Annotated in this window: 23 protein-coding genes; 13 read left to right on the top strand and 10 right to left on the bottom strand. The window is 68.2% G+C overall.

Features of this window, described 5'->3' with window-relative positions:
• The first annotated feature begins 89 nt into the window (after nucleotides 1-89).
• From hemC to A9G05_RS02775, 4 genes are read left to right on the top strand one after another with little or no spacing between them, the layout of a single operon-like run.
• The gene (gene hemC, locus A9G05_RS02790) at nucleotides 90-1,028 is read left to right on the top strand and encodes a hydroxymethylbilane synthase (protein ID WP_069559531.1); all 939 of its coding nucleotides are present in this window, start codon (nucleotides 90-92) and stop codon (nucleotides 1,026-1,028) included.
• A complete protein-coding gene (locus A9G05_RS02785) occupies nucleotides 1,025-1,795 on the top strand; it encodes a uroporphyrinogen-III synthase (protein WP_069559530.1) in 771 nt (256 codons plus the stop codon). The genes hemC and A9G05_RS02785 overlap by 4 nt, the downstream gene beginning before the upstream one ends.
• A gap of 16 nt (nucleotides 1,796-1,811) precedes the next feature.
• Complete coding sequence (locus A9G05_RS02780) at nucleotides 1,812-2,972, top strand: uroporphyrinogen-III C-methyltransferase (protein ID WP_069559529.1); 1,161 nt, start codon at nucleotides 1,812-1,814, stop codon at nucleotides 2,970-2,972.
• A complete protein-coding gene (locus tag A9G05_RS02775) occupies nucleotides 2,969-4,201 on the top strand; it encodes a heme biosynthesis HemY N-terminal domain-containing protein (protein ID WP_069559528.1) in 1,233 nt (410 codons plus the stop codon). Before A9G05_RS02780 ends, A9G05_RS02775 begins: the two co-directional genes overlap by 4 nt.
• Here the strand turns inward: A9G05_RS02775 and A9G05_RS02770 are convergent.
• Nucleotides 4,189-5,274 (bottom strand): sorbosone dehydrogenase family protein, encoded by a 1,086-nt coding sequence (locus A9G05_RS02770; protein ID WP_069559527.1) that lies wholly within the window; start codon nucleotides 5,272-5,274, stop codon nucleotides 4,189-4,191. The genes A9G05_RS02775 and A9G05_RS02770 overlap by 13 nt on opposite strands.
• A 104-nt stretch (nucleotides 5,275-5,378) precedes the next feature.
• Here A9G05_RS02770 and A9G05_RS02765 point away from each other — a divergent pair, with 104 nt between their 5' ends.
• Together A9G05_RS02765 and A9G05_RS02760 are read left to right on the top strand one after the other, a co-directional pair.
• Nucleotides 5,379-5,870 (top strand): disulfide bond formation protein B, encoded by a 492-nt coding sequence (locus A9G05_RS02765; RefSeq protein ID WP_069559526.1) that lies wholly within the window; start codon nucleotides 5,379-5,381, stop codon nucleotides 5,868-5,870.
• A gap of 242 nt (nucleotides 5,871-6,112) precedes the next feature.
• A complete protein-coding gene (locus A9G05_RS02760) occupies nucleotides 6,113-6,577 on the top strand; it encodes an Rsd/AlgQ family anti-sigma factor (RefSeq protein ID WP_069559525.1) in 465 nt (154 codons plus the stop codon).
• On the opposite strand, the gene A9G05_RS02755 is transcribed toward A9G05_RS02760, so the two are convergent.
• Nucleotides 6,578-7,219, bottom strand: a complete 642-nt coding sequence (locus A9G05_RS02755; protein ID WP_069559524.1) for an FKBP-type peptidyl-prolyl cis-trans isomerase — start codon at nucleotides 7,217-7,219, stop codon at nucleotides 6,578-6,580. It lies immediately after the preceding gene.
• A gap of 128 nt (nucleotides 7,220-7,347) precedes the next feature.
• On the opposite strand from A9G05_RS02755, the gene A9G05_RS27025 reads away from it, so the two are divergent.
• Nucleotides 7,348-8,232: an AlgP family protein gene (locus tag A9G05_RS27025; RefSeq protein WP_069559523.1), complete on the top strand. Its 885-nt coding sequence runs from the start codon at nucleotides 7,348-7,350 to the stop codon at nucleotides 8,230-8,232.
• On the opposite strand, the gene A9G05_RS02745 is transcribed toward A9G05_RS27025, so the two are convergent.
• The gene (locus A9G05_RS02745; protein ID WP_069559522.1) at nucleotides 8,229-8,687 is read right to left on the bottom strand and encodes a TIGR02444 family protein; all 459 of its coding nucleotides are present in this window, start codon (nucleotides 8,685-8,687) and stop codon (nucleotides 8,229-8,231) included. The genes A9G05_RS27025 and A9G05_RS02745 overlap by 4 nt on opposite strands.
• A gap of 50 nt (nucleotides 8,688-8,737) precedes the next feature.
• On the opposite strand from A9G05_RS02745, the gene A9G05_RS02740 reads away from it, so the two are divergent.
• From A9G05_RS02740 to A9G05_RS02725, 4 genes are all read left to right on the top strand, one after another.
• Nucleotides 8,738-10,654, top strand: a complete 1,917-nt coding sequence (locus tag A9G05_RS02740; protein ID WP_069559521.1) for an ATP-binding cassette domain-containing protein — start codon at nucleotides 8,738-8,740, stop codon at nucleotides 10,652-10,654.
• The gene (locus tag A9G05_RS02735; RefSeq protein WP_069559520.1) at nucleotides 10,654-11,193 is read left to right on the top strand and encodes a mechanosensitive ion channel family protein; all 540 of its coding nucleotides are present in this window, start codon (nucleotides 10,654-10,656) and stop codon (nucleotides 11,191-11,193) included. The genes A9G05_RS02740 and A9G05_RS02735 overlap by 1 nt, the downstream gene beginning before the upstream one ends.
• A gap of 80 nt (nucleotides 11,194-11,273) precedes the next feature.
• Nucleotides 11,274-11,906: a LysE family transporter gene (locus A9G05_RS02730; protein ID WP_069559519.1), complete on the top strand. Its 633-nt coding sequence runs from the start codon at nucleotides 11,274-11,276 to the stop codon at nucleotides 11,904-11,906.
• A gap of 88 nt (nucleotides 11,907-11,994) precedes the next feature.
• A complete protein-coding gene (locus A9G05_RS02725; protein ID WP_069559518.1) occupies nucleotides 11,995-12,333 on the top strand; it encodes a hypothetical protein in 339 nt (112 codons plus the stop codon).
• A gap of 43 nt (nucleotides 12,334-12,376) precedes the next feature.
• On the opposite strand, the gene A9G05_RS02720 is transcribed toward A9G05_RS02725, so the two are convergent.
• Genes A9G05_RS02720 through A9G05_RS02705 form a run of 4 tightly spaced genes read right to left on the bottom strand, consistent with a single transcriptional unit; the run spans nucleotide 12,377 to nucleotide 15,511 of the window.
• A complete protein-coding gene (locus A9G05_RS02720) occupies nucleotides 12,377-13,120 on the bottom strand; it encodes a penicillin-binding protein activator LpoB (RefSeq protein ID WP_069559517.1) in 744 nt (247 codons plus the stop codon).
• Between the two features lie 3 nt (nucleotides 13,121-13,123).
• Nucleotides 13,124-13,717, bottom strand: coding sequence for a penicillin-binding protein activator LpoB (gene lpoB / locus A9G05_RS02715; RefSeq protein WP_069559516.1), 594 nt, complete (start codon nucleotides 13,715-13,717; stop codon nucleotides 13,124-13,126).
• Nucleotides 13,718-13,748: 31 nt separating this feature from the next.
• A complete protein-coding gene (locus A9G05_RS02710; protein ID WP_069559515.1) occupies nucleotides 13,749-14,105 on the bottom strand; it encodes a YcfL family protein in 357 nt (118 codons plus the stop codon).
• Nucleotides 14,106-14,113: 8 nt separating this feature from the next.
• Entirely contained in the window at nucleotides 14,114-15,511 is a 1,398-nt protein-coding gene (locus A9G05_RS02705; RefSeq protein WP_069559514.1) for a COG3014 family protein, read from the bottom strand.
• A gap of 259 nt (nucleotides 15,512-15,770) precedes the next feature.
• Here A9G05_RS02705 and A9G05_RS02700 point away from each other — a divergent pair, with 259 nt between their 5' ends.
• Nucleotides 15,771-16,223 carry a YaiI/YqxD family protein gene (locus A9G05_RS02700; protein WP_069559513.1) on the top strand — a complete coding sequence of 151 codons (453 nt, stop codon included), beginning with the start codon at nucleotides 15,771-15,773 and terminating at the stop codon, nucleotides 16,221-16,223.
• Here A9G05_RS02700 and A9G05_RS02695 read toward each other — a convergent pair whose 3' ends face one another.
• The 3 genes from A9G05_RS02695 to A9G05_RS02685 form a co-directional block, all read right to left on the bottom strand.
• Complete coding sequence (locus tag A9G05_RS02695; protein WP_069559512.1) at nucleotides 16,224-16,694, bottom strand: thioesterase family protein; 471 nt, start codon at nucleotides 16,692-16,694, stop codon at nucleotides 16,224-16,226. It abuts the gene before it with no gap.
• A gap of 146 nt (nucleotides 16,695-16,840) precedes the next feature.
• Nucleotides 16,841-17,500 carry an isoprenoid biosynthesis glyoxalase ElbB gene (gene elbB, locus A9G05_RS02690; protein WP_069559511.1) on the bottom strand — a complete coding sequence of 220 codons (660 nt, stop codon included), beginning with the start codon at nucleotides 17,498-17,500 and terminating at the stop codon, nucleotides 16,841-16,843.
• Nucleotides 17,501-17,513: 13 nt separating this feature from the next.
• On the bottom strand, nucleotides 17,514-18,347 hold the full coding sequence (locus A9G05_RS02685) for a dienelactone hydrolase family protein (protein WP_069559510.1): 834 nt from the start codon (nucleotides 18,345-18,347) through the stop codon (nucleotides 17,514-17,516).
• A 116-nt stretch (nucleotides 18,348-18,463) separates the two neighbouring features.
• Here A9G05_RS02685 and A9G05_RS02680 point away from each other — a divergent pair, with 116 nt between their 5' ends.
• The gene (locus A9G05_RS02680) at nucleotides 18,464-19,696 is read left to right on the top strand and encodes a sterol desaturase family protein (RefSeq protein ID WP_069559509.1); all 1,233 of its coding nucleotides are present in this window, start codon (nucleotides 18,464-18,466) and stop codon (nucleotides 19,694-19,696) included.

Genomic DNA, 19,696 nt, shown 5'->3' with positions numbered 1-19,696 from the left:
GACCGCTGCCGGCGCGCGAGCCTTGCCTCGCGCGCCGGTCGTGCGTGGCCTGTTATCATGCCGGGCAGTCTCGCTTCCGGAATTCCTACATGCCCCGCGAAATCCGCATTGCCACCCGCAAGAGTGCCCTGGCCCTGTGGCAGGCCGAATACGTCAAGTCCGCCCTGGAACAGGCCCATCCCGGCCTGCGCGTCAGCCTGGTGCCCATGGTCAGCCGGGGCGACAAGCTGCTTGACGCGCCGCTGGCGAAGATCGGCGGCAAGGGCCTGTTCGTGAAGGAACTGGAAACCGCCCTGCTGGAGAACGAGGCCGACATTGCCGTGCACTCCATGAAGGACGTGCCGATGGACTTCCCCGAGGGCCTGGGCCTGTACTGCATCTGCGAGCGCGAAGACCCACGCGACGCCTTCGTCTCCAACCGTTTCGACAGCCTCGATGCCTTGCCTGCTGGCAGCATCGTCGGCACCTCCAGCCTGCGCCGCCAGGCCCAGTTGCTGGCCCGCCGCCCGGACCTGCGCATCCACTTCCTGCGTGGCAACGTCAACACCCGTCTGGCCAAGCTGGATGCCGGCGAGTACGACGCCATCATCCTTGCCGCCGCCGGCCTGATCCGTCTGGGCTTCGAGGACCGCATCCGTTCCTCCATCAGCGTTGAGGACAGCCTGCCTGCGGGTGGCCAGGGCGCCGTGGGCATCGAGTGCCGCACCGCCGATGCCGAAGTGCATGCCCTGCTCGCCCCGTTGCACCACCGTGACACCGCCGTGCGGGTGAACGCCGAGCGCGCCCTCAACAAGCGCCTCAATGGCGGTTGCCAGGTGCCCATCGCCTGCTACGCCGTGCTCGAGGGTGACCAGCTCTGGCTGCGCGGCCTGGTGGGCCAGCCGGATGGCGGTCAACTGCTGCGTGCCGAGTCCCGTGCGCCGGCAAACGAGGCCGAGCAACTGGGCGTGCGCGTGGCCGAAGACCTGCTCGGCCAGGGCGCGGAAACCATCCTCAAGGCGGTCTATGGCGAGGCAGGCCATCCGTGACAGGCTGGCGCCTGCTGATCACTCGTCCTCGTGACGACAGTGAGGCCCTGGCCGCCCTGCTGGCCGATCGGGGCGTGCACAGCGCCTGCCTCCCGCTGCTGGAGATCGAGCCGCTGGACGAAGCCCCCGGGCAAAGCCAGTCCCTCCTCGAGCTCGACCGTTACAACGCCATCGTCGTGGTCAGCAAGCCGGCCGCGCGCCTCGGACTGGCCCGTATGGACCGCCATTGGCCGCAGCCGCCCTCCGGTCCGGTGTGGTTCAGCGTCGGTGCTGGCACCGGCCAGGTGCTGGCCGAGCGTGGGCTCTACGTGCACTGGCCGACCGAAGGCGATGACAGCGAAGCCCTGTTGGCCTTGCCGCGTTTCACCGAAGTCTTCGCCGGCCCTGCGCCCCGTGTGTTGATCATGCGTGGCGAGGGTGGCCGAGAATTCCTGGGCGAGCGTTTGCGCGGCCAAGGCGCCTCGGTGGACTATCTGGAACTCTACCGCCGCCGTTTGCCGGCCTACCCGGAAGGCGCCCTGCCGCGCCTCATCCAGGCGGAACGCCTGAACGGCCTGGTGGTCAGCAGTGGACAGGGCCTCCAGCACTTGCTGGAGCTGGCGGCCGACGCCTGGCCGCGCCTGGCCCGTCTACCCTTGTTCGTTCCCAGCCCCCGAGTGGCCCAGTCGGCCCGGGACGCCGGGGCGCTTGATGTTGTGGATTGCCGCGGTGCCAGCGCCGCGGCTCTTTTGGCGGCACTGGAGAACCAACCAGCCCCGGCCCCCTGATGCAAAGGATGGATACGTGAGCGAAGCAGACCTGGTGAAACCCGAGCAGCAATCCCCGGCTTCCGAGGCCGTAGTGCCCCCCACCGGCAAGCCCGCCACGCGAGGCAACGGCCTTGCCCTTCTCGCCCTGCTCATCGGCGCCGCCGGTGCAGGTGTCGGCGGCTGGAGCCTCTGGCAACTGCACACCATCGAGGCCCGTGGCCAGCAGCAGCAAAGCCTGGTGCAGGACGCCCAGGGGCGCGCCCAGAGCCTGGAACAGAGCGACAAGCGCCTGGCCGAGCGCATCGACCGCCTGCCGACCCCCGAGGAACTGGATGAGCGTCGTCGCCTGCTGGCGAGCCTGCAGAATGACCAGCAACGCTTGAGTCAGCGCGTGGAAAGCGTCCTCGGCGCCAGCCGCAAGGACTGGCGCCTGGCCGAGGCCGAGCACCTGCTGCGCCTGGCCAGCCTGCGTCTCTCTGCCCTGCAGGACATCACCAGCGCCAAGGCCCTGGTGGAAGCCGCCGACGACATCCTCCGCGAGCAGGACGACCCGGCCGCCTTCGGCGCCCGCGAGCAGCTTTCCCGCAGCCTCGAAGCCCTGCGCACCACCCCGCAGCCGGACCGCACCGGCCTGTTCCTCCAGCTTGGCGCCCTGCGTGAGCAGGCGGCCAGCCTGCAGCCCTTGGCCCCGGCCTTCGAGGACAAGGGCGGCGTGCTGCGCAACATGGCCGCCGAAGGCGACGGCGGCAGCTGGTGGGGCGAATGGCTGGAGAAGCTCTCCCACTACTTCCGCATCCAGTTCGACGCCGACCAGAACATCAAGCCGCTGCTCAGCGGCCAGGGCCTGTCCCAGGTCCGCCTCGCCCTCTCCCTGGCCCTTGAGCAGACCCAGTGGGCCGCACTGCACGGTCAGACCCAGGTCTACCAGCAGTCGCTGAAACAGGCGCGGGATGTGCTGGACACCCAGTTCAACGACGAAAACCCCGAGAGCCGTGCCCTCATGGCGCGTCTTGGCGAGCTCGCCGAGCAGCCGGTCGAAGTGCACACGCCGGACCTGGCCCCGGCTCTGGAAGCCGTCCAGGCCTACCTTGCCCGTGGCCAGCGTATCGCCGAGCCCAAGGCCCCGGCACGGGCTGAGCCGGCCGCCAGCCAGGACCTTGAAGACACGCCGGCAGCGGAGGGCCAGGGCCAATGAGACGCATCGTCCTGATCCTCCTGCTGGTGGCCGCTGCGGTCGCCCTGGTGGGCGTCGCCGTGGTCCAGCACCCCGGCTACGTGCTGTTCGCCTACAAGGGCTTCCGCTACGAATCCAGCCTCTGGGCCTTCCTCGCCCTGGTGGCCGTGCTCGTCCTGCTGGTGTGGGGCGTGCGTCTGGTGCTGAGCCTGATCTTCGTCTCCGGCGGGGTGATCAACCCCTGGTCGCGACGCAATGCCCGGCGCCGTGTGCGCCTGGCCTCGGAGCAGGGCCTGCTCGACCTGGCCGAAGGCCGCTGGGCACGGGCGCTGCGCCACCTGCGCCGTGCCGCCGAGGCGGACCCGCAGCCGCTGATGTTCTACCTGGGCGCAGCCCGCGCGGCCAACCGCATCGGTCAGTACGAAGAGAGCGACCAACTGCTGGAGCGTGCTCTGGAGCGCCAGCCCCAGGCCGAGCTGGCCATCGCCCTGGCCCATGCCGAGCTGCAGCAGGAGCGTGGTGACCTGAACGGCGCGCTCGACACCCTCAAGGCCATGCACGAGCACCACCCCAAGCACCATCAGGTGCTGCGTCAGTTGGTCCAGTTGCAGCGCCAGCGTGGAGACATGGCGGCCCTGGTCGGTCTGGTTCCGGAGCTGCGCAAGAACAAGGCCTTGCCGGAATCGGAGATCGCCCAGCTGGAGCTGAGTGCCTGGAGCGAGCGCCTGGTGCATGCCGGGCAGGCCGGCTTGAACGAGGGCGAGAACGCCCTCAACCCCCTGATCCAGGCCTGGCAGCACCTGTCTGCCGCCCAGCGTGCCGAGCCGCGCCTGGTGCTGGCCTTTGCCGAGCAGTTGCGCCACCTGGGCGCCGAGCCCGAAGCTGAGGAAGCCGTGCGCATCGCCCTCAAGCGCGGCTACGACCGCGAGCTGGTGCGCTTCTACGGCCGCCTGCGCGGGGCTGACCCGGCGCGCCAGTTGCAGACTGCCGAAGGCTTACTCAAGGAGCAGCCGGGTGATCCGGTGCTGTTTCTCACCCTGGGCCGCCTGAGCCTGCAGAGCAGCCTGTGGGGCAAGGCCCGTGACTACTTCGAGACGGGCCTCAGCTTCGGCCGCGAGCCTGAGCTGTGTGGTGAGCTGGCACGGCTGCTGGCACACATGGGCGAGCTGGAGCGAAGCAACCAGTTGTTCCAGGAGGGGCTGGCGGAACGCCTGCCCCGCCTGCCGCAACCCGTCGATCAGCGCGCCTGATCGGCGCTGTAGCGAATGCGGTAGATCACCCCGGCCTGGTCGTCGCTCACCAGCAGCGACCCGTCCGGGGCCACCAGCACATCGGCAGGCCGGCCCCAGACCCGTTGTCCCTGCAGCCAGCCTTCGGCGAACACGCTCTGGCGTTTCAGGCTGCCATCCCCGTTCAGTTCCACGCGCTTGATGCGGTAGCCGATCTTCTGGCTGCGGTTCCATGAGCCGTGCTCGGCAATGAACAGGTTGTCGCGATACTCCGACGGGAACTGCGTGCCGGTGTAGAAACGCAGGCCCAGCGGGGCCACGTGGGGGCCGAGCTTGGCGACTGGCGGCACGAATTCGCTGCAGGCACGCCCGCCGAATTGCGGGTCGGCCACCGTACCGGCGTGGCAGTAGGGGAAGCCGAAATGCGGGTTGGTGGTGCTGATCCGGTTGAGTTCGCAGTCCGGCACGTCGTCACCCATCAGGTCGCGGCCGTTGTCGCTGAACCACAGTTCCCCGGTCCCAGGGTGCCAGTCGAAGCCGACGCTGTTGCGGATGCCCCGGGCCACCAGTTCCAGCCCGCTGCCGTCGGGGTTCATGCGGTGCAGGGCGGCGTACAGGGCCGGGTCGCGCTCGCAGACGTTGCAGGGTGCGCCCACCGGCACGTACAGCTTGCCGTCGGGGCCGAAGGCGATGAACTTCCAGCCGTGGTGAGTCTCCGTGGGGAAGTCGGGGCCGACCTGTTCGGGACGGGGTGGCGCGTCCAGCCGCGACTCGATGTCGCGCAGGCGGAGGATGCGGCTGACCGCCGACACATAAAGGTCACCCTGGTGGAAGGCGACACCCACGGGCATCTGTAGGCCCTTGGCGATGATGCGTGCGTGACCGTTTGCCGGGTCCACTGCATAGACGTTGCCGGCGGCGTTGCTGCCGACGAACAGAGTGCCGTCCGCGCCCCAGGTCATTTCCCGGGCGTTGGGCACCTGGTCGCTGAGCACCTCGATGCGAAAACCCGGCGGCAGACGGATCTGCTCCAGGGGCAGCCGGGCCTCGGCCAGCAGCGGGGCGAGTAGCAGGAGCGGGATCAACCGACGCATGGCGTGCTTCTCCGGATGGGTACCCGGTGCAGACTAGTCCGTCGTCTTGAAAGGCCAAGGCCCTTCCTCTACCGTAACGGCCTTTCATTTCCCTGGGAGCCGCCATGAGCCTGGCCAGCCCGCGTCCGCTTTTCTTCGCCGCCTTCCTCGCCTGCGTCGCCGTGATGGCTGGCGCTCTCTATCTGGAGCACTTCGAAGGGCTGGCGCCGTGCCCGTTGTGCGTCGTCCAGCGCATCTTCATCATCCTGTTCGGCATCGCCTGCCTGGCGGCGGCGTTGCACAACCCGCAGGTCAAGGGCCGTCGCGTCTATTCGGTGCTGGCGCTGCTGTTCGCCGCCGGTGGTGCCGCCACCGCCGGGCGCCAGGTTTGGCTGCAGGGCGTTCCGGCCGACCAGTTGCCGGCTTGTCTGCCGAGCCTGGAGTTCATGATGGAGGCGCTGCCGTTCCAGGAGATCGTCAAGCTGATGCTCCACGGCACCGCCGATTGCGCCGAAGTCACCTGGACGCTGTTCGGCATGAGCATCCCCGAGTGGAGTCTGCTGGCCTTCGCCGGTTGCATCCTCTTCTCGCTGTACCAGCTATTGCGCCGCGCTTGAGTCCATTCCCCCGCCCTGTCTGGCTGCAATGAGCCAGACAGGGCGCGGTCCGACGATCAAACATCTGTATGAAATTTTCACGCCGGGTGCCTTGAAGGCATTTCGGCAGCGGCATACTCTGGCCCGCACGTGACGTCGGAAAGCTGCCGCTTCCATGTCCCGTCTCCCTTCATATGCCCCGATCGACAAAAAACCGTCTCGGTGCAGACGACAGCATCAATGTTTAGGGACGCGAGGTCATCATGCTCGAGAGCTGCAAGAACGCCCAGGAACGCTGGGGTGGCGTGCACCAGTTGATCGACCGCTGGTTGCAGGAGCGCCAGGAACTCATCGGCGTCTTCACCCGCCTGGACAACAGCCCCGAGGTGCTATCGCCCGGGGCGCTGCAAGGCTTCTGCGAAGTGCTGGTGGACTACGTCTCGGCCGGCCATTTCGAGGTCTACGAGCAACTGATGAACGAGGCACGGGCCTTTGGTGATCAGCGTGGCCTGGAGCTGGCCAAGCAGATCTACCCGCGCATCGAGGCCATCACCGAGGCCGCACTTGGCTTCAACGACTGCTGCGACGGCAGCGAGAACCGCGAGGTGTGCTTCAAGACCGAACTGAAACGCCTGGGGCAACTGCTGCACGAGCGTTTCGACCTGGAGGACTGCCTCATCGAGGTGCTGCACACCGCCCACCGGGACCAGGCGACTCAGCTCGTCTGATCACTTGGCTTCGAGCAGCTCCAGCTCGAACACCAGGGGCGCATGGGGTGGAATCACATCCCCTGCGCCCTCCGCTCCATAGGCTTTCGCTGAAGGAATCACCAGCCGCCAGCGTGCGCCCACCGGCATCTGTTGCAAGGCTTCCCGCCACCCTGCGATGACGCTGTCCAGGCGGAACCACTGCGGCGTGATGCTCTCGTCGAACACGCTGCCGTCGGCCAACTGGCCGCGATAGGTCACGCGCACCTGGCCGTTGGCCACAGGCATCGGGCCGCCGCCGTGGCGCAGCTCGGTCACCAGGATGCCGCCCGGCAGCTCCCTCACGTCGTACTTGCCCCGCTCCAGGGCCAGGAAATACTTCTCTGCTGTCTGCGCCCGCTTCGTGCTTGAGCCGGCCTGCTCCAGGCTCGCTTCGTGGTGTTCCAGGAGCTTGTCCATGCGCGCCGGGTCCAGCTCGGGCTTCTCGCCCTTGTAGGTCCGTGAGAGCCCACGCAGCAGCTCGTTCAGCGGCAACCCCGGCGCCTCGGCGCGCAGGCGCTCGCCGATCTTCGCGCCCATGCTGTAGGCGAGGTCCTTCTGGTCGTCCGCCGCATGCGCGGCACCCAGCAGCAGGCACAGGGGCAACAGGGCGAGACGGCGCATGGAAGATACTCCAGAGGGCAGGGGCTGCGATTATGCCAGCGCCGTGAACCGGTGCGCGGCAGAGAGCTAGCGACGCATTGAATCGGGGACTAGTATGAGCCGCACCATCGATCGCCCGGAGGCGCGCCATGTCGGCCAAGAAGAAGCCCGTTAGCACCCCGCTGCACCTGCTCCAGCAACTGTCCCACAGCCTGATCGAACACCTCGAGAACGCCTGCAGCCAGGCGTTGGTCGATGCCGAGAAACTGCTGACCAAACTGGAGAAGCAGCGCGGCAAGGCTCAGGAGAAACTCCATGGCGCCCGCACCAAGCTGCAGGACGCCGCCAAGGCCGGCAAGGCCAAGGCGCAAGCCAAGGCGAAGGACGCCATCGCCGAGCTGGAGGATCTGCTCGAAGCCCTCAAGGCCCGCCAGGCCGAGACCCGCGCCTACATCGTCGAGCTCAAGCGTGATGCCCAGGAAAGCCTCAAGCTGGCCCAGGGCGTCGGCAAGGTGAAGGAGGCTGCCAACAAGGCCCTCGCCGCCCGTGAAGTCAAAGCCAAGCCAGCCGCCAAGGCCGCTGCCAAACCTGCCGCCGCCAAACCGGCTGCCAAGGCCGCGAGCAAGCCGGCTGCGGCCAAACCCACCGCCAGCAAGGCCGCCGCGAAACCCGCTGCCAAGCCTGCCGCGAAGGCGCCGGTCAAGGCTGCAAGCAAACCGGCCGCCAAGCCGGCCAGCAAGCCTGCCGCTGCCAAACCGGCTGCAGCTGCCAAGCCTGCCGCCAAACCAGCGGCTGCCAAAGCCGCGGCCGCCAAGGCTCCGGCCAAGGCAACCGCTGCCAAGCCCGCTGCCGCCAAGCCTGCTGCCGCCAAGCCTGCTGCTGCGAAACCCGCAGCCAAGCCGGCCGCGAAACCCGCTGCCAAGCCCAAGGCTGTAGCCAAGGCCCCTGCCGCCAAGCCGGTTGCACCCGCCGCGGCTCCGGCTGCTCCTGCTGCGGCCCCCGAGTCCGCCGCGCCGGCGACGCCGTCCGCCTAAGGCATCCGGCCTGCGGCGCGCAGCCGATCCAGCGCGTCGCAGGCCTTCCTGGCATCCCCAGCCAAGGCCTCCAGCCAACCGTACTGCTCGTTCTGGCCTGCCGGCCAATGCGCGGCAGCCTGTTCCAGGCGCGCCAGCAACGCGCGTTCCGCGTCCAACTCCAACTGCTTCAGCCGCTGCCGCAGGGCCGCCAGTTCCCCATCCTGTTGCGCACCGTCTCGCCAGTCCTGGCGCAGGCGACGCAGGGGCATCACCACGTCCCGCTGCCAGGGGGCCGCAAGATCGCGCAATGCGTCGCAGCGCTCGGGCGTGCAGGTGACGCCGCGCGTCTCCAGCCAACGGGCTGCCAGCAACAGGCAGACGTCCGCACCCTGCTCCTGAAGTGTCAGACAGGCCGCCTCGACGCTGGGCCGGGCATACAGTTGCAGGGCGAAATTCCATAGATCGGGGGGCATGGCGAGTACCGGGCGGTGGCGGAATGAAGCTGATAAACTCCGCCGCCATTATGATCCGACTCCAGAACCTCACTCTACAGCGCGGTCCCCAGCGCCTGCTCGAAGGCGCCGAACTGACCCTGCACACCGGCCAGAAGGTCGGCCTCATCGGCGCCAACGGTGCCGGTAAATCCAGCCTCTTCGCCCTGCTGCGTGGCGAGCTCGGCCCCGACGCCGGCGACTGTTTCGTGCCGGCCGACTGGCGCATCGCCCACATGCGCCAGGAGGTGGACACCCTCGACCGCCTGGCGGTGGACTACGTTCTCGACGGCGACGTGCACCTGCGCCGCGTGCAGGCCGAACTGGCTGCCGCCGAGGCCGGGCATGACGGCACCGCCATCGCCCGTCTGCACATCGAGCTGGACAGCGCCGACGGCTACACCGCCGATGCCCGCGCCCGCAAGCTGCTGGCCGGCCTGGGCTTCACCGCCGAGCAGATGGACCGCCGCGTCGGCGATTTCTCCGGTGGCTGGCGGATGCGCCTGAACCTGGCCCAGGCGCTGATGTGCCCGTCCGAGCTGCTGCTGCTCGACGAACCCACCAACCACCTGGACCTCGACGCCATCCTCTGGCTGGAGGAATGGCTCAAGGGCTACCCCGGCACCCTGCTGCTGATCTCCCACGACCGCGACTTCCTCGATGCCGTGGTGGATAACGTCGCCCATCTGGAACAGCAGAAGCTGACCCTCTACCGCGGCGGCTACTCGGCCTTCGAGCGCACCCGCGCCGAGCGCCTGGCCCAGCAGCAACAGGCCTACGAGAAGCAGCAGGCCCAGCGTGCCCACATGGAGAAGTACATCGCCCGCTTCAAGGCCCAAGCCACCAAGGCCCGCCAGGCGCAGAGCCGGATCAAGGCCCTGGAGCGCCTGGAGGAACTGGCGCCCGCCCACGTGGATTCGCCCTTCGACTTCGTCTTCCGCGAGGCGGACAAGATCTCCAGCCCGCTGCTGGACGTGTCCGAAGGCCAGCTCGGCTACGGCGACAAGGTGGTGTTGCAGCAGGTCAAGCTGCAGCTCGTCCCCGGTGCGCGCATCGGCCTGCTCGGCCCCAACGGCGCGGGCAAGTCCACCCTGATCAAGACCCTTTCCGGTGAGCTGGCGCCTGTCGCCGGGCGCCTGGCCCGTGGCGAGAATCTCGCCATCGGCTACTTCGCCCAGCACCAGTTGGACTCCCTCGACCCCAAGGCCAGCCCGCTGCTGCACCTGCAGCGTATTGCCCCGGCCGAGCGCGAGCAGACCCTGCGCGACTTCCTCGGCGGCTTCGACTTCCGCGGCGACCGCTGCGACGAGCCGGTGCTGAACTTCTCCGGCGGCGAGAAGGCGCGCCTGGCCCTGGCTCTGATCGCCTGGCAGAAGCCCAACCTGCTGCTGCTCGACGAACCCACCAACCACCTGGACCTGGAAATGCGCCTGGCGCTGACCATGGCCCTGCAGGAGTTCGCCGGCGCGGTGCTGGTGGTCTCCCACGATCGTCACCTGCTCAAGAGCACCACCGACGAGTTCCTGCTGGTGGCCGACGGGCGCATCCAGCCCTTCGATGGCGACCTCGACGACTACGCCCGCTGGCTCGTCGACTACCGTGCCCGCCAGGCCCCGGCCAGCAGTGCTCCGTCGGTCCCCAATGGCGCCGGCACCGACAAGCGCGCCCAGCGTCAGGCCGCTGCCGCCCTGCGTCAGCAACTGGCGCCGCACAAGCGCGAAGCGGAGAAGCTGGAGAAGGAACTGGGTGCCCTGCACGGAAAACTTGCCGCTGTGGAAACCCGTCTGGGCGACTCCGGTGTCTACGAGGCCTCGCGCAAGGACGAGCTGCGCGACCTGCTCGCCGAGCAGGCGAAGCTCAAGACCCGTGAGGCCGAGCTGGAGGAGAAATGGCTGGAGGCCCTGGAGCTTCTTGAAAACCTGCAGAGCCAACTGGAGGCCAGTGACTGATGGAAGACCTGGTCCTGTTGACGGCCTGGAGCGAGCCCCTGATCCGAGCGGCGCAGGTGCTGCTCATCCTGATTCTCGCCTGGCTCGTGCAGCGCATCGTCACCCGCGGCATCACCCGCCTCGGTGCGCGTTATCCACAGCTGCCCCAGGAGCTCCTGCTGCCCCTGCGCGGCCTGCTGCGCTGGCTGATCCTGGGCAGCGCCTTCATGTTGGTGCTGGAGCGTCTCGGGGTGTCCGCCGAGGTGTTGTGGACGGCGCTGACCGGCTTCACCGCCGTCGCCGCGGTGGCCTTCTTCGCCATCTGGAGCGTGCTCTCGAACATGTTCTGCGCGGTGCTGATCTTCTCCCTCGGGCCGTTCCGCCTGGGCGATGTGGTGGAGGTGGTGGAGAGCGCCGACAAGCCCGGCGTGAAGGGCCGAGTGGTGGCCATCAACCTGTTCTACACCACCCTGCAGGACGTCACCGAAGAAGCGGCAGGTGCCATGATCCAGGTACCCAACAGCCTGTTCTTCCAGAAAGCCGTGCGCCGCTGGCGCTGAGCGCCGGCCGGGGGCTGTGCAGCGCCCGGCGCGCGGAGTAGTCTGCCTGACCCCAACCCTGAAACTCCTGAGGTCCTGCCATGGCTCTACACACCTGGCTCGCTTTTCTGGTCGCCTGCTGGGTGATCAGCCTGTCCCCCGGCGCGGGCGCCATCGCGTCCATGTCGTCCGGCCTGCAATACGGCTTTCTGCGGGGCTACTGGAACGCCATTGGCTTGCAATTGGGCCTGGCCCTGCAGATCGCCATCGTCGCCGCCGGTGTGGGCGCCATCCTCGCCACCTCGGCCATGGCTTTCGGCCTGATCAAGTGGTTCGGCGTGGCCTACCTCGCCTACCTGGCCTACCGCCAGTGGCGCGCGCTGCCCAGTGACCTCGACGCCGGCTCCGGCGAACGTCCTCTGGGGCGGCCGCTGACGATGGTGCTGCGCGGCCTCCTGGTCAACGTGAGCAACCCCAAGGCGATCATCTTCATGCTCGCCGTGCTGCCGCAGTTCATCGACCCCCATGCGCCGCTGCTGCCGCAGTACCTGGTGATGGGCGCGACCATGATCACCGTGGACCTGATCGTCATGGCCGGCTACACCGGCCTGGCTGCCAAGGTGCTGCGCCTGCTGCGCTCCCCGGCCCAGCAGCGCACCATGAACCGTACCTTCGCTGCGCTCTTCGTCGGCGCTGCCGCCCTGCTGGCCACCGTGCGCCGCACCCCGGCGTGATCCAGTCGATGCGCCAAGCGTGACCCGGCGCCGCGACAGCGCGGCGCCCGGCCAATAGGCTGCCGGTCTTACCTTCCGGAGCACCGGCATGCCGCCATCCCACACCCGCGCCGGGGTCTACGGCGATTCGCCCGACCTCGCCATCGCCCCCGTCAGCCACCCGCCGCTGGAGCGTGCGCTGCAGGCCGCCTGCCGTGACATGGGATTGACCGAAGCCTACCTTGCAGCCCTGCGCGACCCCGCCATTGGCCCCGAGCCGCGCCTGTTGCTGGGCGTTGCCGGCTCCGACCTGGGCGGCCGCCAGCGCCTGGCGACGCTGGTGGCACAGATGCTGCCGGACGCGCTGGAGCTGGACCTGATCGAACTGGAGGATGACAGCCTCTCCAACGCCCTGCGTGAGTGCTGCGAGGCGTTCTACCGGGGTTGAGGAATTGGGCGAGCGGCCTGCGAGAACCGCCCGCCGTGCCGGGTCAGCGCAGGATGCGCGCCGGCTCGTCCGGCGGCAGCGCCGGCTGCATGGGCTGGACGTCGAAGGTGGTGGTGCCACCGCCCAACTGCTCTTCCATCTGCTGGGCGACGTCTTCGCCCAGCGAGCGCGACACCTCGCGCACCACACGGCCACGGTTGTGGCTGATGCGCGCATCACGGCCGTTCACCAGCTTCACGTCCTGGGCTTCGCCCATGGCGGTGAAGGCCGAAGACACCTGGAAGGTCTTGGTGTCGATCAGGCTGAAGTCCGCCACCAGGGTCAGGCCCAGCACGCTGGAGTAGCTGTCGGTGTTGTCGAGGGCGTTGGTGTCCTGGCGGAAGTCCGCGTCCGACACGGTGCCGAACAGCACGTAGTCAGCACCGGGGAACTGCCCGTCACGGATGCGCTGGATCACGTCGTAGATCGCCTGGCTCTCCGGGTCGCCGCTGAAGGGGCGGGCCTGGACGAGCTGGAAGCGCCCGCGCTTGATGATCTCGCCACGGATGTCCCCGGAGAACTTGCGCAGCTCGCCGCGCTCGACGTAGCTGTAGTTGCCCTCTTCCTCGTGGTAGCTGCTGGAGGAATGCCCGGTGTAGGGGCCGTACTGGGCGTTGTCCTTGGAGTCTACGGTGCGGAAGTACTGGCTCACCTGCTGCTCGTAGGCCAGGTCCGCCACCGCCACCTTGGGTGCGGCCTGGCTGGCGAAGGCCAGGGCAGTGGCCAGCAGGCCGATCAGTGCTCGCATGGGTCAGCGCTCCGTGGTCTTGCGGATTTCCTTCTCGTCCATCCACTCCGCCAGCCCGCTTTCCACGTCGATCAGTTGCAGGCTGAACTTGTAGAACACGTCCTTGTAGTCGCTGTTGCGCTTGACGATGGAGCTGATGGCGCCTTCGAGACGGTACTTGGCGGCGATCATGTTGCCGGTCTTGGCGACGGTGGAGTTCTTGTACAGGCCGCTCTGGTTCTGCAGCTTGAGCTGGTCCACCTGGCTTTGCATGTCGGTGTTGTCGCTGGCGAAGCGGGCGGTGCCGGACTTCAGCAGCTGGGTCTTGATGCTGGTGGTGATTTCGCGGGTGTCGATGTATTCGCTGGTCTTGTTCTTCACGTCGTAGACCTGGATCACCGGGCGGCCGCGCAGTACGCCGGACTGGGCCAGGGAACGGGTCATGGACTCGGCGATCATCTGCAGGTCGGTGGAGCCGAATTCGTTGGTGATCAGCTCGACGGCTTTGCTGTCGCCGTAGCTGATGTTGCCGCCGCCGAGTACCGGCGAAGGCTTGGAGGCGCAGCCGGAAGCAGCGATGACGAAGGCGGCAATGCAGGTGGTGCGGAAAAGGCGCATGGGGGCTCTCGCTTGACGGTCGGGTTCAGGGTCAGTCAGGGGTGTTCATTTCCAGGCGGAAGTCGGTGGCCTGGGGCACCGGCGCGATGGCGGGCAGGTAGGTGGTCTGCGAGCCGTAGAGGGGCAGGGCCTTCCAGGCTTCCTCGCCGGCGACCGGGAAGCCGTCCTTGTCCAGCCAGGCGAAGCGGTAGTAGAGGGTGCGGTTCTGCTTGTGGGTGTTGACCAGCTTCACCTTGACGGTGAGAAAACCGTTCTCGCGGGCGACGCGCATGGTGTCGACCTCGATGTCCTCCACTTCGCCCATGGGGGCCAGCTTGCTGGAGGCGGTTTCGTGGCTGCAGCCGGTGAGCAGGGCCAGGGTGAGCCCGGCGATCAGTAAGGTGCGCATGTGTGTCCTCAGGGCATGTGGGTGCTGGCCACGGCGGGCACGCCGGGCGTTGGGGTTCGGGTGGCGGCGCCGTGGGCGAAGACCTGCCCGGCCACCACGCGGACGGGGATGACCTGGTAGGGCCGCTCGACCTTCAGGTCCAGCTCGGCGAGCCCGTGGGCGGTGGGCAGGGTGAGGCGGTGCTCGCCCCGGCTCAGGCGCAGGCGGGCGACGCGGATGCTGTTGGGCAGGGTGCGCCAGGTGCGCTCGTCGGCACCTTCGGTAAGGGTCGACATGACGCCCACGGCGAGGCTCGCCCAGGGGTTGCCGTTGTCGTTCAGCTGCTTCTGTGCCACCCCACGGGAGACGGCGCGCACGGTGGTGCGCAGGATGATTCCGGGCATGTCGTCCAGCAGGGCGCGGTAGGACATGGCGCGGATGCTGCCCAGCTCGGTCAGTTCGGCGGCCTCGCCGTCGATCAGCAGGTCGGAAGGCGGGCGGGTGGTGTTGTCGTCCCGCAACACCGGGAAGGACACGGTGCTGACCACCAGGCCGGAATCCAGGGGCAGCGGCAAGGGGATGCGCACCGAGTCGCGGGCCGGTGCGAAGCCGCTCTGGATCACCACCAGTACATCGCTTTCGTCCGCCTCCGGCGGCGGTGAGTCGAGGTCCAGCAGGGCCTGCTCCAGCAGCGGCGTCTCAGGGCGCAGCTCGGCGGCCTTGCGGTAGCCGGGGGCGGCCAGGCCGCGCTCGCCGAGGGCTTCGTAGACGAAGCCGGCGAGGTAGTGGCTGAAGGCGCTCTGGTAGCTGTTCTTCAGCCCCAGCACCTCGGGGGAGTTGAGGGCACCCACCGGGTAGCCGTTGAGGTCCTTCAGCTCGGTGGTGATGCCCTGGCGCTCGGCTTCTTCCTCACGCTCTAGGTATTCCTTGTCGCGCAGTTCGGCGATCAGCGCCTCGCGCTCATGGGTCTTCTTGATCTCGGTGCGGGCGCTGTCGAAGTCGTTGAGCGCCAGGTCGTTGAGGGCCATCTGCGTGGTCAGCATGACCTTCTCGTAGTCGTAGCCCTCGTAGCGGCGCATCTTGTCGTTGATCAGGTAGGCGCTGAACTCGGCGAGGTAGCGACCGGGGTCGGCCTTGACTGCCTCCTCCCACTGGTACACCTGCTGGTCGGCCTGGCGCCAGGCGGCCTGGCTGCCGGCGAAGTCGCCCCGGGAGCGCAGCAGTTCGCCCTTCTCCAGGTAATACAGCAGGTCCTTGTGCTCGCCGCCGTTGTTGGCTTCGAGCAGGCCGATGGCACCGTCGACGTTGCCGCTGGCGAGGTACTGGCTGGTTTCGGTGAGTTCGCTCTGGTAGCTGCGAAAGACGGTACAACCGCTGAGCGCGAGGGGGATGCAGACCGCGAGTGCGGTGAGTGCACGGGGGAACATGGCGACCTCTTCCAATCCTTGATACTGCCAGCCGGTGAGGGCTGATCCAGGCGTGCACTGGCTGTACGGTGGCGTCCTGCCAATCCCCACGCGAGGGGGCTGCGTCTCGGTGTCGGGGCGCAGCCGGCGCAGTATATGCGAAAAGGTCGGGCGCTGATGGCGCCTTGGTGGCAGTGTGACGGCGTACGATTCGTCTCCCGTCGGCGTCGGAGCCCGTCCGCTGGCATACTGCGCACCCATTCTCTTGCAGGAGACGCCGATGCGCGTGTGGATCGATGCCGATGCCTGCCCCCGGGCAGCCAAGGACCAGGTCATCAAGTTCGCCCTCAAGCGCCGCTTCGAGGTGGTGCTGGTGGCCGGCCAGAGCCAGGTCAAACCGACCTTCGCCTGTGTGCGCCTGGTGGTGGTGCCCAGTGGGCCGGATGCGGCGGACGACCACCTGGTGGAGCAGGCCGAGCCAGGCGACCTGGTGATCTGCAGTGATGTGCCGCTGGCTGACCGGTTGATCAAGAAGGGCGTGGCGGCCCTCGACCCTCGAGGCCGTGAGTTCGACGAGCGCAACATGGGCGAGCGCCTGGCAGTGCGCAACCTGATGACCGACCTGCGCGACCAGGGCCAGATGGGCGGCGGCCAGGCTCCCTATGGCGAGCGCGAGCGCCAGGCCTTCGCCAATGCGCTGGACCGCCTGCTGACACGCCTCAGCCGGGGCTGATCAGCCGCAGAGGTAGGTACCCGTCCCCACCGCCACCAGCGTGCCGTCGTCGGCATGCAGTTCCGAGCGCACCACCGCCACCTTGTTGCCCGCACGCAGTGGCACTGCCGTGGCGGTGAACCGTGCGCCGCGCCCGGGGCGCAGGTAGTCGATGCGCAGGTCGATGGTGCCGAGCTTGGAAAGCCGCGCCATGCGCTCGCCGGTGGACAGGTGCTGGTGCCGCTGGAAGGCGCCGATCAGCGCCATGGCGCCGCCGGTGACGTCCAGCAGCGAGGCGATCACGCCGCCGTGGAGGATGCCGTGGACGAAGTTGCCGATCAGTTCGGCCTTCATCGGCAGGTGCATGATCACCCGCTCGGCGGACAGCTCGTCGAGCTGGATGCCGAGGGACTGGTTGAAGGGGATGCGCTCGAAGAACTGGCGCACCGCGTCCTGCAGCTCCGGGGTGAGGATGAAGGTGTTGTCGGGCATGGCGCACCTGGGCACGAAAGGCAGGGGTTCGACGCTGCCGCAGCCGAAGGTGCTCGGACAAGGGGGGTGGCCCGTGCAGCAGAGGGAATGGCCGGATCGGCCTGGAGGGGCTGCCGGGCGGCCGCCCCTCACGGGTAAGACGCGGGTCAGGCGTGGGTCAGTTCCAGCACCCGGTCCACCAGCTTGTAGATGCCGGAAGCGGCTTCGCTGATGGATTGCGCCAGCATGTAGGCCGGGGTGCTCACCAGCTTGCGGCCCTCGTCCTCGACGATGTCGCCGACGGCGCACTCGACGTGCTGGGCGCCCATGCTTTCCAGGGCCTGGGCGGTGTCGGCGTCGTTGCCGATGGTGCAGGCAACGCCCTCGCCGTAGATCTTCGCCGCCAGGTGCGGTGCGATGCAGATCAGGCCAACGGGCTTGCCGGCCTGGGCGAAGGCCTGGGCGGCGGCGAGCACATCCGGCTGGACCTGGCAGGCGGGGCCGTTGAAGGCGAAGTCGCTGAGGTTCTTCGCGGCGCCGAATCCACCGGGGATGATCAGCGCGTCGAAGTCCTCGGCCTTCAGCTCGCGCACGTCCTTCACGGCGCCACGGGCGATGCGCGCGGACTCGGTGAGCACGTTGCGGCTCTCGGGCATTTCTTCGCCGGTAAGGTGGTTGAGCACGTGGTGCTGGGCAACGTTGGGGGCGAAGCACTGCACCTTGGCCCCGCGCTGGTCCAGGCGCAGCAGGGTGATGACGCTCTCGTGGATCTCGGCGCCGTCGTAGACGCCGCAGCCGGACAGGATGACGGCAACGTGCTTGTTCATGGTTCTCTCCTTTTCACGGGGCTGCCCCCAGGGTCTCCTGGAGGAAGGCCTGGGCCTGCCGATGGGCATCCTCGGCCAGCCCGGGTTGGTAGGTATTCAGGTCACTGCGCTGGTCGAACACATGGCCGGCCCCGGCGTACTGCACCACCTGCAGCCGCTGCGGCGAAAGCCCCTCCATGGCCGATAGACACTGGCGCGGGTCGGTGATTCGATCCGCCGTGCCGAGGAACATCAACACCGGGGCGCTATGGGCCACGCCCTGGCGCAGGTGGGCGGGAAAACCGCAGTAGGGGTAGAAGGCGATGGCGCCGCGCACGCCGTCGAGCACGCCCTCCCCTGTCGCTGGGAAACCGTGGCCGGCGGCGCCGTCGTAGGCGAGCGCGTCGAGGACGGTCCAGCCGCCATGAGAGTAGCCCAGCAGGGCCAGGCGCTGGCGGTTCACCTTGGGCATCGCGCGGGCCAGGTCGAGGGCGGCGTAGACATCCAGGGCGCGTTCGTTGCCCCACAGGCGTTTGCCGTCGCAGACCGGGTGCCAGTCGTGGATGCCGCGGGCGCCGAAGCTGTCGACGAACAGCAGGGCATAGCCCTGGGGCAGCAGCCAGTCGCGGACGTTGTCGACGAAGCCGGGGCTCTGCCCGCTGCAACCGTGGAACACCAGCACCGTGGGGAACGGGCCGTCACCGGCGGGGGTGTACAGGCTCAGGTGGTCGGCCAGGCGCTGGCGCGCGGTGGGCAGGTCGTCCGCCACCGGCAGCATGGCCTGGCGGTAGGGGTAGAGGCCCAGCAGGGCGGCGCTGGCGGTGGCCAGCAGGAGAAGCGAGAGCAGTCGTCTGAGAGGTGTACGCATCTGTCGTCATATGCCAGTCGGGCTGTCATGCCGCGCCAGGGGCTGCGGGCCGCTCGGGCGTAGCATCGAGGCTGGCAATCCTAGCCCCTGCAACGTCCGAACGATACGGCCTTCCCATGAATTACGTCCTTTATGCGGTTCCCGTGTTCTTCCTGCTGATCGGTCTCGAACTGCTCGCCGATCGCTGGCGCGGCGTGCGCACCTACCGCACTGCCGATGCGATCAACAGCCTCAGCGCGGGGGTGTTGTCCACCACCTGCGGCCTGCTCACCAAGACGGTGGGTGTGCTCACCTACACCCTCGCCTGGCAGCACCTGGGGCTGCTGGCGCCGGACCCGACCAGCCCCTGGACCTGGGTGGCGGCCTTCGTCTTCTACGACTTCTGCTACTACTGGAACCACCGCCTGGGCCACGAGCGCAACGTGCTCTGGGCGGCGCATTCGGTGCACCACCAGAGCGAGGAGTACAACCTCTCGACGGCACTGCGCCAGACCAGCACCGGTTTCATCTTCGGCTGGATCTTCTACCTGCCGATGGCCTTGGCCGGCATCCCGCCGCTGGTGTTCCTGACGGTGGCGGCGATGAACCTGCTCTACCAGTTCTGGGTGCACACCCGCCATGTGCCGAAGCTGGGGCCGCTGGAGTGGGTGTTCATCACTCCGTCCAACCACCGGGTGCACCACGCGCAGAACCCGGTGTACATGGATCGCAACTACGGTGGCTTGTTCATCCTCTGGGATCGGCTGTTCGGCACCTTCCAGGAGGAGCTGGACGAGGAGCCGGTGGTGTTCGGCGTGACCACACCGTTGGCCAGTTGGAACCCGTTGTGGGCCAACCTGCAGGTCTACGCCCAACTGTGGCAGGACGCGGCGCGGGCGCGCTCCTGGTGGGACCGGCTGCGCATCTGGTTCATGCGCACCGGCTGGCGACCGGCGGACGTGGCCGAGCGCTATCCGCTGGCCAAGCCGGATCTGGCCCGCTTCCGCAAGTACGAGGTGCCGCTGCCGCCGGCTCGCACCGCCTATGCGGGGTTGCAGTTCACGCTGTACCTGCTGGGGGGCAGCTACCTGTTGGCAAAAGGGGACGGGATGGGGCTGCCGGCATTGCTGCTGGGCGGGGGGTGGCTGGCGTTCGGCCTGTTCGCCATCGGTGCCTGGCTGGAGAACCGGCCCTGGGCGATGGGGTTGGAGCTGGTGCGGCTGGCGTCCTGCGGGGTGCTTGCCGGCGTGGCTGGGCCGGTGGGGCTGGGGGCAGTGACGATGCCGGTCGGGGTGGGCCTGGGGCTGTACCTGGTGGTCAGCCTGGGGCTGCTGGCCGGGCTGCGCATGGCCCGGCCGATGACGGCCTGA

Source organism: Pseudomonas sp. ENNP23 (assembly GCF_001728945.1).
Lineage (GTDB): Bacteria > Pseudomonadota > Gammaproteobacteria > Pseudomonadales > Pseudomonadaceae > Metapseudomonas > Metapseudomonas otitidis.
Note: the sequence above shows the minus strand (reverse complement) of the source record. Positions and strands in the feature narration are given on the sequence as shown.